Source organism: Hamadaea flava (genome assembly GCF_024172085.1).
Classification (GTDB): Bacteria; Actinomycetota; Actinomycetes; order Mycobacteriales; family Micromonosporaceae; genus Hamadaea; species Hamadaea flava.
Genome location: NZ_JAMZDZ010000001.1, coordinates 5,674,308 through 5,687,618, shown reverse-complemented (window position 1 = coordinate 5,687,618; position 13,311 = coordinate 5,674,308). Strand labels below are relative to the sequence as shown.

Genomic DNA, 13,311 nt, shown 5'->3' with positions numbered 1-13,311 from the left:
CCTACTCGTCTGCGTGGCAGCTCGGCAGATCGTGGAGATCGACTGGTCGTTGAACGGGTATGCCGGAGACTCCGCCCCCGCACCGGACCCGACCGCTGGCCGCCGAGGCGACAGGTCATCCGTTCAAGATCGGGCTCTGGATAGGACTCGCGCTGCTCCTGGTCGTGGTGGCGGCCAACCTGGTTCAGGCGGCCGGCACCGTGCTCACCATCGTGGCCGCGGCCGGGTTCTTCGCCATCGGCTTCAACCCGGTCGTGAAGTGGATGATGCGCCGCGGCATGTCCCGGGGCCTGGCCGTCCTGCTGCTGTTCATCGGGTTCCTGTTGCTGGCCTGCGGCTTCCTCGCGCTGCTCATCCCGGTCGCGGTCAGCCAGCTCGGCTCGGTCATCGACGCGATCCCGGGCTGGATCCAGCAGGTCCTCAACGATCCCCGGGTCCAGGAGCTGACCAGCAGCGAGGACGTCGTGGCGAAGGTGGAACAGCTGATCACGCCGGCGAACATCAGCAACGTCCTGGGCGGGCTGCTCGGCGGGGCCACCACTGTCGCGGCCGGGATCTTCAACTTCGTGACCGCGTTCATCCTGATGTTCTTCATCCTGGCCGGCTTCGACCGGCTCCGGGACGGCGCGTACCAGCTGATCCCGTTGAGCCGGCGCGACCGCGTCGCGGGGATCGCCGACCAGATCCTCGACAAGGTCGGCGGCTACCTCGTCGGCTCGCTGAGCATCGCGTTCGTCGCCGGCACCGTCGCGCTGATCTACCTGTGGATCGTCAGCGTCCCGTACGCCCTCCTGCTCGCCCTGGTCGTGGCGGTCTGCGACCTCATCCCCCAGATCGGGGCCACCCTCGGCGCGACGATCGTGACTCTGGTGGCCTTCGGCGCCCGGGGCCTCGGCGTCGCGATCGCCACGATCATCTTCTTCGTGGTCTACCAGCAGCTCGAAAACTGGCTGATCTATCCCAGGGTGATGCGGCAGGCGGTGCAGATCTCCAACCTGGCGGCGATCGTCTCGGTGCTCATCGGATTCGCCATGTTCGGCGTGATGGGCGTGTTCATCTCCGTCCCCGGGTACGCCGCGATCCAGCTGATCATCCGGCAGGTGGTCCATCCCCGGCAGGACTCGCTCTAGCCGCCTACGAAACCTGCCGGAGAACCGCTGTTTACGAATCGCCGCGAGTCGTGCGAACTGCGCAACGTTATTGCGTCGTACGCAACCTTCGCGCCTGGTTCGCGCTGCTCAACCGGCCTAACTTGGTTCGCATGCCGACACGCCGTTACCTGATGTGCCGACCGACCCACTTCGCGGTCACCTACCGGATCAATCCCTGGATGGATCCCGCCGCCCCGTACGACACCGCCCTGGCCATTTCGCAGTGGACCGAGCTGAAGCGGGTCTACGAGAGCCTCGGCCACCAGATCGAGGAGATCGACCCGCTGCCCGGACTGCCCGACATGGTGTTCGCCGCCAACGGCGGAACCGTCGTCGACGGCAAGGCGCTGGCCGTGCAGTTCCGCGACGCCGAGCGCGCCGACGAGGGTCCGGCGTACGCCGAATGGTTCCGGGGCGCTGGCTTCGAGGTCACCGAGGCGAAGGCGATCAACGAGGGCGAAGGCGACATCCTGCTCGCCGGCGACTACATCCTGGCCGGAACCGGATTCCGCACCTCGCACGCCGCCCACGCGGAGGTCCAGGAGCTGTTCGGCCGCCCGGTCATCACCCTGCAGCTCGTCGACCCGCGGTTCTACCACCTCGACACCGCTCTCGCGGTGCTGTCGCATGGCGATCGTGATGAGCGCTCGCGTGAAGAGCCAGGAGTGCAGTCAGTCAAGCCGGTGAACGTGGCGTACCTGCCCGAGGCGTTCTCGCCGGGCAGCCAGGCCGTGCTCCGCCAGCTGTTCCCGAACGCCGTCATCGCGACCGTCGCCGACGCCGAGGTGCTCGGCCTCAACGCGGTCAGCGACGGCGAAACCGTCGTCCTGCCGGTGCAGGCGGTGGCGCTCGCCGCCGCCCTGGAGCAGGCTGGATACCAGACCATCGGAGTCGACGTCAGCGAGCTGCGGCTCGCCGGCGGCGGCCCCAAGTGCTGCACCCTGGAGCTGCGTTCATGAGCAAGACCCCGGAAGCCGTCGCCGCCGCCGAGCGCTGGACCGCGCACAATTACCACCCGCTGCCCGTCGTGATCGCCGACGCCGAGGGCGCCTGGGTGACCGACGTCGACGGCAAGCGCTACCTCGACTGCCTCGCGGGCTACTCCGCGCTGAACTTCGGCCACCGGCATCCGGCGCTGATCGCCGCCGCGCACGCCCAGCTCGACCGGGTCACCCTGACCAGCCGGGCGTTCATCCACGACCAGTTCGCGGAGTTCTGCCAGAAGCTCACCGACCTCACCGGCAAGGACCTGATCCTGCCGATGAACACCGGCGCGGAGGCGGTGGAGACCGCGATCAAGGTGGCCCGCAAGTGGGGCTACCTGGTCAAGGGCGTACGCCCGGGGCAGGCGAAGATCATCGCGATGGAGGGCAACTTCCACGGGCGGACGACGACGATCGTGTCGTTCTCGACCGACCCCGACGCACGCGACGACTTCGGGCCCTACACGCCCGGTTTCCAGCTCGTGCCGTACGGCGACCTCGCGGCCCTCGAAGCGGCGATCGACGAGAACACCGTCGGCGTCCTCGTCGAGCCGATCCAGGGCGAAGCCGGTGTCCTCGTGCCCCCGGCCGGATTCCTGCCCGGCGTCCGGGACCTGTGTACGCGCAACAACGTCCTGATGCTCGCCGACGAGATCCAGAGCGGCCTGGGGCGTACCGGGGACACCTTCGCCTGCGACGACGAAGCCGTCGTACCCGACATGTACATCATGGGCAAGGCGCTCGGCGGCGGCATCGTCCCCGTGAGCGCGGTCGCCGCCGACCAGAACGTCCTCGGCGTCCTCAAGCCGGGCGAACACGGATCCACCTTCGGCGGAAACCCGCTCGCCTGCGCGGTCGGCATCGCCGTGATCGACCTGCTGCGTACCGGGGAGTTCCAGGAGCGCAGCCGCGAACTGGGTGAGCGGCTGCACACCGGGCTCGCCAAGCTCATCGGCGACGGCGTCACCGAAGTACGCGGCCGCGGCCTGTGGGCCGGTGTCGACATCGACCCCGCGCGCATGTCCGGGCGGGACGCCTCCGTTCAGCTGATGGAGCGCGGCGTACTCGCCAAGGACACGCACGGCTCGACCATCCGGCTCGCGCCGCCGCTGACCATTACGGCCGATGAGGTCGACTGGGCACTGGAGCAGTTCCACTCCGTCATCGCCTGACGTTCCACAAGCCAAGAGCGCGCCGGACAGGTCCGGCGCGCTCTTTCGGTCACCGCCAAGTCCGCTGCGTGCGCTTGGTCCGAAGCGTCCGCTGCATCCGCTACGTCCGCTACGTCTGCTACGTCCGCTACGTCGATCATGCCGTTAGGGAGTTGATCAGGGCGCTGCGGACACGACACACCGGTCGATCACGACGATAAGTTCATGATCGCGCGGAAAGCCCCCGGGGGAGCGAGCGGGGGGCTAGGCGGGCGGGAGGCGGAAGGACATCGTCGGGGCGTCCACCAGGACGGAACCGACGGTTCCGGTGCCGGCGGCGAGGCTGCCCGGCCGCCCGATCTCCACACCCGGGTACAGCTCGATGTATTCGGCCGGCCCGAGCGTCCGGGGCTGCCGTGGCGTGATCTTGTCGCCGCCCGGGTAGATCCAGGCCCCGTTCATGCTGACGTCTTTGACCGACAGCCCGGAGTGGTCGAACGCCACTACGACGTGGTTGCGGCTGACCGCCTTGACGCCGCCTTCGTCCAGCCAGGGGCCCAGGACGATCGACCGGCTGTCGCTGTCCCAGTTGCCTTCGGGGGCGCGCCCGACCGTCACCGGTCCGGCCCCGGTCACCAGGAAACGCTGCTTGATCACGCCGTTGACGCGTACCGCCAGGACGTCCTGAGCCGGCGCGGGGCCGGTGTCGGCCAGCGGCAGGTCGTGGCGCGGGCAGAGGGGGTTGCCCCGGAGCTTGGGCAGCGGCTGGCCCACGGCCACGCGCATGCCCGCGAACAGCGCGCATTCCGGGTCGGGGCAGCGCCACCGCCGCGACATCAGGCGACGGCCGAGATCGGACGGGGCGGTCGGAACCGGGCCGCGGACCGTGATGACGGCGCCGCCCGCTCCGGGCAGCGCCGCGAGTCCGGGCAGGTTGCGCGAGATGATCGGCAGCCCGGCGATCTCGTTCAACTCCCGTACGCGCATCCCGGAGCCCTGTACGACCTCCACGTGCCCGTCGTCGGCCCAGCGCCGGATGACCATCCGCTCGCTGGAGGGTTGGTCGAGGTCGGAGAGCAGCTGCTTGTCGACCACGCAGTAGACCTGGATGCCTTCCTCGGCGAGGTGGCGGGCGAGCGCGTCGACCACCATGCCCAGGCGGAGCAGGGTAGCCGGGCGGCCGCCGTCGAGGTCCACGTAGCGGACGACTTCTGCCAGGTCCAGCACACCGCGGGCGAGCGCCGGCTCAGTGGTGAGGCGGCGCTCGATCGCATCCAGGACATGGCTTACCTCAAACCGCATGCTGGAACCCTACTGGCCAGCGCCAGCAGCGGCCAGATGCGGTACTTGTCAAGAAGAGGCCGACTGGTGCTGCCCTTGGTATTTCGGGTCGTGCGCCAGGACTCGGCTCTTCTCCGCGGTGAACTCGTCGTCGCTGAGTTTGCCCCGGTCGTGCAGGTCCGACAGCAGGGCGAGCTGCTGGGCCGAATCGGTCGGGGCGTACTTCTCCACGAAGTCCCGGCTCGCCTCGTCCATCGCCTTGCGCTCGTCGGGCGTCGCGCCGGGCGGGCGGAAGATCAGGTAGACCAGGGTGCCGAAGAACGGCGCGATCACCACGACGACCACCCAGAGCGCCTTCAGCCAGCCCGCCAGGTCGTCGCGCCGGAAGATGTCCACCAGCGCGAAGCCCCAGACCAGCAGGAGCGGGATGAAGATCAGCAAAAGCCAAAACGTATCCCAGAAGTCCATGGCATTCATTTTGCCGACTTTTCATCGGAAAGATGCCAGCTTTGTGCGAAGCACCCGAAGATCCCGAAGTCGTCGCTCATAGGTGATCGCCAGGGCGAGCAGAATCGCACCACCGACGCCGATCGGCAGCCAGAGCGGCAGGCGGGTCCAATACAGGGTCAGCTCGTGGAGCGCGAGCAACACCAGCACACTCCCGCCGATCACGACCGGCGCCTGCCGGCGCCGCATCGCCCCCGCGAGCACCACGGCCAGCCCAGCCACGCCGAGCGCCACCCGCCGCACCGGGTCACCCTCCCCCGGCAGCACCGCGAGCAGCGTCGGCCCGAACCCCGCCGCCAGCGCCGGGCCGTAGCCCAGCCAGCTCGACAGGCTCGGGTCACGGCGCATCGCCAGCAGGCCCACCAGCACCGCGATCAGCGCGAGCGGGAGCGAATAGGCCTCGATCGCCTTGATGTCGTACGCCCAGAGCAGCGACCAGAGCGCGAGAAGTTCGAGCGCAGCGGCCACGGCGGCCCGGAGAACGGGGAGCCGCCGGGTCAGCACGGTGGCCCCGACGACGAGCCCCCAGCCGAGATAGACCTTCGCGACGTGGATCGCCGGACTCGGGATGGCGTACGCCGAGAGCAGCAGCAGCGCAGCGACGAGGTGGGCCAGCGGCTCCAGCGCCCGCACCTCCCGGCCCGGCCGGGCTTCGGGAGAGGTTGGGAGGAAGCTGACCGCGACGAGGACCGCTGCGGCGGCGAGAACGACCAGACCGGTCGGACGAGGCGGCAGGTGGGCCGCGTTCGCACTGACGGCGGCGAGCCCGGTCCAGGCGATCCCGGCCAGCGGCCAGGCCACCCAGCGAACCCCGGCGGTTCCGCCCCAACCGCCGAGCACGACGAACGCCGCCGTCGCCAGGGAGAGGCCGAGAATCGACGACCAGCTCGTGGCGGACAACGCGGCCAGCCCCGAACCCGCGATGACGGCCGCGTACGCCGCGATGAGGGCGTCGACGGCGGTCGGCCGCTTCGTCAGGCCGGTGCGGACGAGCCGGGCCAGCCCGGCGAGCAGCATGATCAGCGGCACGCCCGGCCAGCGTACGTCGAGCCAGACGAGCGCGAGAACGGCCGGGATCGGTGCGACCGAGACCGCCGCCCGCCACCCGAGCTGTACGCCGAGAGCGAGCGCGAGCACCGCGAACGCGAGCACGTCACCACCGACGACGACGGTTCCGTCGCCGGGCGCGAGACCGGAGCCGGCGGGCGCCGACGCCCAACCCTCACCGAGCCAGCGATACGACTCGACGAGTACGCCGAGCGGCGGCCGGGCCAGCAGCAGAGCGACCGCCAGCAGTGCCCAGCCGACGATGCGCTCCGCAGTCACCCCCGCCGCACTCGCGACCCCCGCCACCCTCGCCGCACTCGCCACCCTCGCCGCACTCGCCACCCCCGCCGCGCTCGGGCCGCCCATTAGCGGCGGATCAGGGATCTGCATCGAATCTTGGGCCTCGGAAGCAGGCATATCCGTGATCTGCTCGGAACCCGAGCCGGCGGCCGGCGAGGGCGAGCCGGCGGCGGGCGAGGGCGAGCCGGCAGCAGGCGAGGGCGAGCCCGCGGGAGCGGCGGGGGAAGCGACGGCGGTGGGGAGGAAGGCGAGCGCCAGTAGCCCGAAGGCGACGTACAGCGACTTGCTCCAGCCGTCCCCGGGAACGGCGAGGACCGCGCCGAAGACGGTCGCGAGCACCGTGCCGAAGACGGCCCAGGACAGCACGACGGCGTACGCGTCGACTCGGCGGAGCAGCCACACGAAGGCGGGCAGGATCAGCGCGGTGAGCGCGGCCGTGTGGAGCACGGCGGCGTCGGAGACGCCGGACGCGTTCGCGGTCGCGGCGGCGAGCAGGACGAGCAGCGGCGGAGCCGCCGCGAGGCTCACGGCTCCCGGCGTACGGTCCCCCGGCCGGGCCGCGACCGCCGTGGCGAGCGCCAGGACGAGGACGGCGCCCAGCGTCCAGGCCGCCTGCGGCGGGTACGCCAACGAGCTGAGCACGGCGTGCGCCGACAGCCCGATCGCGCCGATCCCGGCGACGAGCCGGACGGCGACGTGCCGCTGCATGAGGACGGCGGTGAGCAGCACGGCGACGGCGGTGAGGTCGGCGACGGCCGGCAGCCAGTCGGTGACCGGCGGACGTCCCGGGACGGCGAGGGCCAGGGGCACCAGGCCGGCCGCCGCGACTGCGGTCGCGACCGAGGGCCGGGGCAGGACCGACACGACCGCGGTCACCGTGAGCAGCGCGATCGACACCGGCAGCGCCCAGTCGTAGGGGGCCGTCCGGGCGTCGACGCCGAGCGACACCAGCCCGGTCCACGCCGCGAAGGTGCCGGCGAACATCGCCGCCACACCGCCGCCGATCGCGGTCCCGATGACCACGCCCAGTGCGGCCGCCCGGGACACCAACCGGACGAGGTGGCCGAGCGCCGCCAACACCAGTACGCATACCGACGTCCACAGCAGTATGTGGCCGTCGACCACTCGAGCGATCCGCGCCTGGGCGATCAGGGCGAGCACGACGAACCAGGCCACCCCGGTGACGGTCAGCGGGCGCAGGCGCGCCACCGGACCGGCGGCCACCGCGACGGCCCCGACGAGGAGCAGCAACGCCGCTCCGGCGAGGACCGAACCGATCGGGGCGGCGACGGCCAGCCGGACGAACGCGAGGGTCTGCGCGGCCAGCAGGCTTACGGCGTACCCGAGCCAGGCGAGGATCTGGAGCACCACGGCGAGCGAGCGGCCCGCGAACCGGCGCAGGCTGAACACGGCGAGCAGGTTGCCTACTGCGACAGTCGCGAAGACCAGCGCGAATCCCCCGGTACGCCCGTCGGCCACGTCGACGAAGAGCAGTGGCAGCGCGGGCTGAGCCAATAGGAAGCCGCCGACGGCCGGGCCGGACAGGCGGGTGAGCCAGGCGTAGCCGAGCGAGATCGAGGCCGTCGCCGCGGCGACCAGGCCGGTGTAGGTCCAGCTGGAGAAGAAGTCATGGACGCGGAGCAGGTTGACGTTCCAGACCGAGTAGCCGTCGAGGATGACCAGCAGCAGCCCGATCGCGGCGAACGTCTCGGCTGTGCCGCGCAGGCCGCGGCGCTGGGCGAGCAGCGGCACGGTCAGCGCGACGCCGGTGAAGACGGCCAGGATCGCCGCCTTGCCCGCCATCCCGAAGGTGCCCCAGGCGAACGCGGTGAACACGATCGCCGCGATGCCGATCAGGATGCCGCCCAGGACGAACAGGATGTTCTTGACCGTCTGCGTCGTGGCCTCCGGCCGAGCCGCCGACGGCTGTCGACTCGGAACCGGCTGCCCAGCCGGGACGGACGGCGCGGCCGGAACACCGGGAACAGCCGCGCCGACCGGCGGCCGGCCCGAAGACTGGACCGAAAACCCCGGGCCGACCGGCGCAACGGGCGTGGCGGGCCGGGCCTGCGCCCAGACCTGGGCCGCGAGCCGGGCCCGCCGCTGCCGGGCCACCTGGAGCTGCGTCGAAACGTCGGCGTACGCCAACCGGGCGCGCTCGGCCTGTGCGGTCAGCTCCACGATCTGCGTGTCGAGCTGGATGACCTCGGCCGCGATCGGGTCCGGTGGGCGGCCGCAGCCGGGGCAGCCGGACTCGAGCGAGGCTTCGGTCAGGCAGGCCGGGCACGGATAGGACGTCATGCCAGCGATGGTCGCAACTTGGGCGTACTCGGGTCTTGAGCGAAACAGCTCATTCGCGATGCGCTTTCAGCTTTTCCCGAGGTACTCAGCAGGCGCAGGAAACCCCGGTCACCGGCGCGGTCAGCGGGTCGATCTCGTTGCTCCGCTTGCCGAGCAGCGACTCGGTGTCGAAGCCCTCACGTACCCAGTACTCATAGCCGCCGATCATCTCCTTGACCCGGTAGCCGAGCCGGGCGAAGGCGAGCGCGGCGCGGGTGGCGCCGTTGCAGCCCGGCCCCCAGCAGTAGGTCACCACGACCTTGTCCCGGTCGATCAGCCCGGCCGCCTCGGTCGCGATGGCGGCGGTCGGCAGGTGCACCGCGCCGGGAATGTGGCCCTGCTCCCAGGCGTCGATCGAGCGCGAGTCCACCAGCACGAAGGTGCCGAGCGGCAGGTCGGTGTGGACGTCGGAGACGTCGGCCTCGAACGTCAGCCGGGCGGCGAAGTGGGCGGCGGCAACGTCGGGGGCGGCGGGCGGGGTGTTCAGCACTGCACTCATGCCGTGAATCCTGCCGATGATCTTCCGCGCGCAGAAGTGGCGGTATCGCCGCTGTGCGATAACATTACGCCATGCTGATCGAGCTGGCCCCACCTGACGACCGGCCCCGGCACCAGGTCGCCGTCTTGGCTTTCGCGGGGATGGCGCCGTTCGAGCTGAGCTGCGTGGTCGAGGTCTTCGGCCTGCCGCGGCCCGAACTCGACATCGACTGGTACGAGCTCGCCGTCTGCGCCGAGCAGGCGGCCCCGCTCCCGGTCGTGGGGGGTTTCAGCATCCTCGCCGCGCATGGTCTCGACACGCTGGCCGCCGCCGACACCGTGATCATTCCGGGTGTCCCAGACGTACGCACAGAGCCGTCGCCGGCACTCACCGCCGCCCTGCGCTCGGCGTACGCACGGGGCGCCCGGCTCGTGTCGATCTGCTCGGGCGCCTTCGCCCTCGCCGGTGCCGGTGTCCTAGATGGACGGCGAGCCACCACCCACTGGCGGTACGCCGGACTATTGGCGCAGCGATATCCGGAGATCGAGGTCACCCCGGATGTGCTCTATGTGGACAACGGCCCGGTGCTGACCAGCGCCGGCAGCGCGGCCGGACTGGATCTCCTGCTGCACATCGTCCGCCGCGATCATGGGGCCGCCGTGGCCAACACGGTCGCCCGGCGGCTGGTGCTGCCCCCGCACCGCGACGGCGGGCAGGCCCAGTTCATCGAGGTCGGCGTCCGTGACGTGACCGACGACGACGGGATCGCCCGCGCGATGGCCTGGTCGCTGGACCACCTCGCCGAGCCGATCACGGTCGGCGTGATGGCGCAGCGGGCGCGCATGTCCGAGCGCAGTTTCCTGCGCAACTTCTCCCGGCAGACGGGCACCACCCCGATCCGGTGGCTGATCGATCGCCGCGTGCAGGCCAGCCTGCCGTTGCTGGAGATCGGCGACGCCCCGATCGAGCAGGTCTCGGCGGCGGTGGGGTTCGACAGCCCGGTGACCTTCCGACACCACTTCGGGCGCTCCATGCGGACGTCGCCGTCGGCGTACCGGCGGGCCTTCACGCGCCGCTGACGAGGTGGTCGGCGGCGGACGCGGGCAGCCGTTCGGCGAGCACCACGCGGCCACCCGCCTCGCGCAGAGCGGTACGCGTACCGACGCGCCAGGAGTGGGCGAGCAGCAGCAGGGCGGCGCTGGTGCCGGGCACCACCTCGGCGACCACGTCGTCGACGTCGACGTCGCGGATCAATTCGGCGCCGGGCTCTTCGAGCAGAGTGACCTCGCCGGTGAGCGCCTTGGCCACGACGAGCACGTCCACGACCTGGAAACCCTGCTCGGAGGCGATCCGGCGCAGCCGGGCGGCGAAGTCCACGCCCGGCTGGGGATCGGTGAACTCGAGGACCACGAACTCGACCGACTCCATCCCGAAATGGTAAATACTGCGGATTGTCCGCTTAGCGGGAATTCAGCGATATATCTTCGCCTTATGAACGAACGCAGCGCCGTCCTGTCCACCTGGCGGCAGCTGAGCCTCATCGGCGGAGTCGTCGCCATCCTGCTGGGCATCGTGCTGCTCATCTGGCCGGACCGCACCCTGCTCGTGCTGGCCGCGCTGCTCGGCATATGGCTCGTCGTCCTCGGCATCGTCCGGCTCGCCGACGCGGCCACCGGCCGGGAACTCGGCGGGGCCAGCCGGGGTTTCAGCGCCCTCGCCGGCGTCATCTACGTCATCGCGGGCATCGTGGTGCTGGCCAACCTGCACGCGTCGCTGAAGTTCATCGCGTTGCTCATCGGCCTGATCTGGATCTTCAGCGGGATCTCCGAAATCGTCTCCGGCTTCACCCGCGTACGCGGACGCGGCGCCAAGCTCGGCGCGATCCTGCTCGGCCTGATCAACGTGGCCCTCGGTGTCGTCGTGCTGTTCTGGCCGGGCATCACCCTGATCGTGCTGGTCTGGATCACCGCGATCTGGCTGATCGTGATCGGCTTCGTGCAGCTCTACATCGCCTGGCAGGCCGGCAAGGCGGCCAAGGCGGCCGACAACGACCCGGCGTACCACGTCATCGAGGAGGGTTTCTGAGCTCGGCGAGGTAGTCCCGGCTGGCCGCGTACGCGGCGCTGACCCGCCGGCGCAGCCCCGCCGCGTCTCGGTACGCCCACGGGTTGTCGTCCCGGTCGTTGCCCTCCCCCACCGGCAGGACGTGCACCGAGACCCCCTCCGGCACGGACGCGAGATCCCGGGCGAGCCGAGCACGCCGGCCGATCTCCATCGCCGTCTGCGCGACCTCCCACGGCCGCTGCGGCGGCGAGAGCCGCTTGTCCAGCCGGCCCACATGCAGGGCGTAGATGTCCTGTGCGCCCAGTTCGACCGCCTGCGCGATCGGCAGCGAGTTCACGATCCCGCCGTCGACGTAATGCTCGCCGTCGAGGTCCACCGGAGGCAGCAGGCCCGGAACGGCCGCCGCCGCCATCACGGCCGGCAGCAGCGGACCCGTCGAGAACCAGGACTCGGCGGCCCGTTCGATGCTCACCGCGCCCAGATGCAGCGGTACGCGCAACTCCCCGAACTTGCCCGGCAACGCCTTCTCCAGCAGCCGCCGCAACGGCAGCGGCGAGTGCAGATGCGTACGCGTGGCGAACCGGCGAAGTTGCCGGGGAATGGACTCCCCGTACACCTCGCCCATCTCGGGCGCCGCCCAGAGGCGTACCAGTTGGTCTGTGACCGTGGGAGTGGGATCGGCCGCCACCATCGCGCCGTTGATCGCGCCGATGGAGGTGGCGACGATCAGGTCCGGCGCGATCCCGGCGCGGGCCAGGGCGCGCAGCATGCCGACCTCGACCGCGCCCAGCACCCCACCACCGCCCAGGACGAACGCCGTGCATCCCATAAAGATCACCGTACACGCAGGTGAGCGGCACAAAGGTGAGCCCGGTAGAGTCGCCCGACGTGACCGACTTCCGCATCGGCGAGGCGGCCGAGCTGCTCGGCGTGAGCGCTGACACGGTACGCCGCTGGGTCGACGGCGGTCGCCTCCCGGCGACTCGCGACCCCCAGGGGCACCGGATGATCCCCGGCCGGAGCCTGGCGGAGTTCGCCCGGTCGCTCGGCGGCGACCCGGACGAACGCGCGGGACAGTCGTCAGCCCGCAACCGCTTGCGGGGCATCGTGACGTCGATCGTGAAGGACTCGGTGATGGCGCAGGTGGACATCCAGGCCGGCCCGTTCCGGGTGGTCTCCTTGATGAGCCGGGAGGCCGTCGACGAACTGGGCCTCGAGGTCGGTTCGCTGGCGGTCGCCGTGGTCAAGTCGACGACCGTCGTGGTGGAACGCGCATGAGGCGGGCGGTCGCGGTGATCACCGCGCTCCTGGCCACTGCGGGCCTGGTCGTCGGATGCGGTAAGCCGCCCACGCCGGACCGGGACAACGGCGGCAAGATCACGGTCGTCGCCGATCCCGCGCTCGCGCCGATCCTGCAGTCCCTGGAAACCACCTTCGAGCGGGCCCATCCCGGCACCGACGTGGTGATCGGGTACGCCGCCGGTAAACGCGCCACGTCGCAGCTGTCCGCGGTCGACGTGCTGGTCGCCCCGGCCGCCACCGTCGCCACCGTCCCCAAGGTCACGCCGAAGTCGCTGGGGCGTACGCAGCTCGTCATCGCGGTCGGCCCGGCCAACCCGCTGAAGATCGCGAAGCTGGCCGACCTCGCCGCCGTGAAGGTGGCCGTGTGCCAGGCGGCGGTGCCCTGCGGGACGGCGTCCCAGCAGGCGCTCAGCCAGGCCTCGGTGAAGCTGGCCAAGCCGGTCGAGGTCGCCGACATCAAGGAGGCCCTGGACCGGCTGACCCTCGGCGATGTCGACGCGGCGCTGGTCTACCGGACCGACGCGCTCGCAGCCATCGGCCAGGTCGACTCCGTCGACTTCCCCGAAGCCGCCGAGACGGCCCAGGAGTTCCAGGCCACCACGCTGTCCGGCAGCCCGAATCCGGCCGGCGCCACCGCCTTCGTCGACCTGCTCACCGGCGCCGAGGGGCGTACGCAGTTCACCGACCTCGGCTTCACCCAGTCCTGA

General features: G+C 70.8%; 13 protein-coding genes. 7 read left to right on the top strand and 6 right to left on the bottom strand.

The genetic code is table 11. From position 1 onward, the window contains the following. Positions 1 to 59: 59 nt before the first annotated feature. The 3 genes from HDA40_RS26725 (at position 60) to rocD (ending at position 3,306) form a co-directional block, all read left to right on the top strand. The gene (locus HDA40_RS26725) at positions 60 to 1,130 is read left to right on the top strand and encodes an AI-2E family transporter (protein WP_253760499.1); all 1,071 of its coding nucleotides are present in this window, start codon (positions 60 to 62) and stop codon (positions 1,128 to 1,130) included. Positions 1,131 to 1,261: 131 nt separating this feature from the next. Next, positions 1,262 to 2,110 carry a dimethylargininase gene (gene ddaH / locus HDA40_RS26720; RefSeq protein WP_253760498.1) on the top strand — a complete coding sequence of 283 codons (849 nt, stop codon included), beginning with the start codon at positions 1,262 to 1,264 and terminating at the stop codon, positions 2,108 to 2,110. Further along, positions 2,107 to 3,306, top strand: coding sequence for an ornithine--oxo-acid transaminase (rocD, locus tag HDA40_RS26715; RefSeq protein WP_253760496.1), 1,200 nt, complete (start codon positions 2,107 to 2,109; stop codon positions 3,304 to 3,306). Before ddaH ends, rocD begins: the two co-directional genes overlap by 4 nt. 243 nt (positions 3,307 to 3,549) lie before the next feature. On the opposite strand, the gene HDA40_RS26710 is transcribed toward rocD, so the two are convergent. From HDA40_RS26710 to HDA40_RS26695, 4 genes are all read right to left on the bottom strand, one after another. Beyond that, positions 3,550 to 4,587, bottom strand: coding sequence for an FHA domain-containing protein (locus HDA40_RS26710; RefSeq protein WP_253760494.1), 1,038 nt, complete (start codon positions 4,585 to 4,587; stop codon positions 3,550 to 3,552). Positions 4,588 to 4,635: 48 nt separating this feature from the next. Then, positions 4,636 to 5,034, bottom strand: a complete 399-nt coding sequence (locus tag HDA40_RS26705; RefSeq protein ID WP_253760493.1) for an SHOCT domain-containing protein — start codon at positions 5,032 to 5,034, stop codon at positions 4,636 to 4,638. A 21-nt stretch (positions 5,035 to 5,055) separates the two neighbouring features. Beyond that, a complete protein-coding gene (locus HDA40_RS26700) occupies positions 5,056 to 8,721 on the bottom strand; it encodes an SCO7613 C-terminal domain-containing membrane protein (protein WP_253760491.1) in 3,666 nt (1,221 codons plus the stop codon). 85 nt (positions 8,722 to 8,806) lie between these two features. Then, positions 8,807 to 9,259 carry a rhodanese-like domain-containing protein gene (locus tag HDA40_RS26695; protein ID WP_253760488.1) on the bottom strand — a complete coding sequence of 151 codons (453 nt, stop codon included), beginning with the start codon at positions 9,257 to 9,259 and terminating at the stop codon, positions 8,807 to 8,809. A 71-nt stretch (positions 9,260 to 9,330) separates the two neighbouring features. On the opposite strand from HDA40_RS26695, the gene HDA40_RS26690 reads away from it, so the two are divergent. After that, positions 9,331 to 10,317, top strand: a complete 987-nt coding sequence (locus HDA40_RS26690) for a helix-turn-helix domain-containing protein (protein ID WP_253760485.1) — start codon at positions 9,331 to 9,333, stop codon at positions 10,315 to 10,317. Here HDA40_RS26690 and HDA40_RS26685 read toward each other — a convergent pair. Further along, positions 10,304 to 10,666, bottom strand: a complete 363-nt coding sequence (locus HDA40_RS26685; RefSeq protein ID WP_253760482.1) for a hypothetical protein — start codon at positions 10,664 to 10,666, stop codon at positions 10,304 to 10,306. The genes HDA40_RS26690 and HDA40_RS26685 overlap by 14 nt on opposite strands. Before the next feature lie 63 nt (positions 10,667 to 10,729). On the opposite strand from HDA40_RS26685, the gene HDA40_RS26680 reads away from it, so the two are divergent. Then, positions 10,730 to 11,323: an HdeD family acid-resistance protein gene (locus tag HDA40_RS26680; protein ID WP_253760479.1), complete on the top strand. Its 594-nt coding sequence runs from the start codon at positions 10,730 to 10,732 to the stop codon at positions 11,321 to 11,323. On the opposite strand, the gene HDA40_RS26675 is transcribed toward HDA40_RS26680, so the two are convergent. Next, positions 11,304 to 12,131 (bottom strand): patatin-like phospholipase family protein, encoded by an 828-nt coding sequence (locus tag HDA40_RS26675; RefSeq protein ID WP_253760477.1) that lies wholly within the window; start codon positions 12,129 to 12,131, stop codon positions 11,304 to 11,306. The two genes, HDA40_RS26680 and HDA40_RS26675, sit on opposite strands and share 20 nt — an antisense overlap. Positions 12,132 to 12,190: 59 nt before the next feature. Here HDA40_RS26675 and HDA40_RS26670 point away from each other — a divergent pair, with 59 nt between their 5' ends. Next, positions 12,191 to 12,580 (top strand): TOBE domain-containing protein, encoded by a 390-nt coding sequence (locus HDA40_RS26670; protein WP_253760475.1) that lies wholly within the window; start codon positions 12,191 to 12,193, stop codon positions 12,578 to 12,580. Next, entirely contained in the window at positions 12,577 to 13,311 is a 735-nt protein-coding gene (locus HDA40_RS26665; protein ID WP_253760474.1) for a molybdate ABC transporter substrate-binding protein, read from the top strand. Before HDA40_RS26670 ends, HDA40_RS26665 begins: the two co-directional genes overlap by 4 nt.

Coding starts and splice junctions, on each gene's coding strand:
- ddaH (WP_253760498.1), top strand. CDS start 1,262: ATGCCGACACGCCGTTACCTGATGTGCCGACCGACCCACTTCGCGGTC.
- HDA40_RS26690 (WP_253760485.1), top strand. CDS start 9,331: ATGCTGATCGAGCTGGCCCCACCTGACGACCGGCCCCGGCACCAGGTC.
- HDA40_RS26695 (WP_253760488.1), bottom strand. CDS start 9,259: ATGAGTGCAGTGCTGAACACCCCGCCCGCCGCCCCCGACGTTGCCGCC.
- HDA40_RS26685 (WP_253760482.1), bottom strand. CDS start 10,666: ATGGAGTCGGTCGAGTTCGTGGTCCTCGAGTTCACCGATCCCCAGCCG.
- HDA40_RS26700 (WP_253760491.1), bottom strand. CDS start 8,721: ATGACGTCCTATCCGTGCCCGGCCTGCCTGACCGAAGCCTCGCTCGAG.
- HDA40_RS26680 (WP_253760479.1), top strand. CDS start 10,730: ATGAACGAACGCAGCGCCGTCCTGTCCACCTGGCGGCAGCTGAGCCTC.
- HDA40_RS26665 (WP_253760474.1), top strand. CDS start 12,577: ATGAGGCGGGCGGTCGCGGTGATCACCGCGCTCCTGGCCACTGCGGGC.
- HDA40_RS26710 (WP_253760494.1), bottom strand. CDS start 4,587: ATGCGGTTTGAGGTAAGCCATGTCCTGGATGCGATCGAGCGCCGCCTC.
- rocD (WP_253760496.1), top strand. CDS start 2,107: ATGAGCAAGACCCCGGAAGCCGTCGCCGCCGCCGAGCGCTGGACCGCG.
- HDA40_RS26705 (WP_253760493.1), bottom strand. CDS start 5,034: ATGGACTTCTGGGATACGTTTTGGCTTTTGCTGATCTTCATCCCGCTC.
- HDA40_RS26725 (WP_253760499.1), top strand. CDS start 60: ATGCCGGAGACTCCGCCCCCGCACCGGACCCGACCGCTGGCCGCCGAG.
- HDA40_RS26675 (WP_253760477.1), bottom strand. CDS start 12,131: ATGGGATGCACGGCGTTCGTCCTGGGCGGTGGTGGGGTGCTGGGCGCG.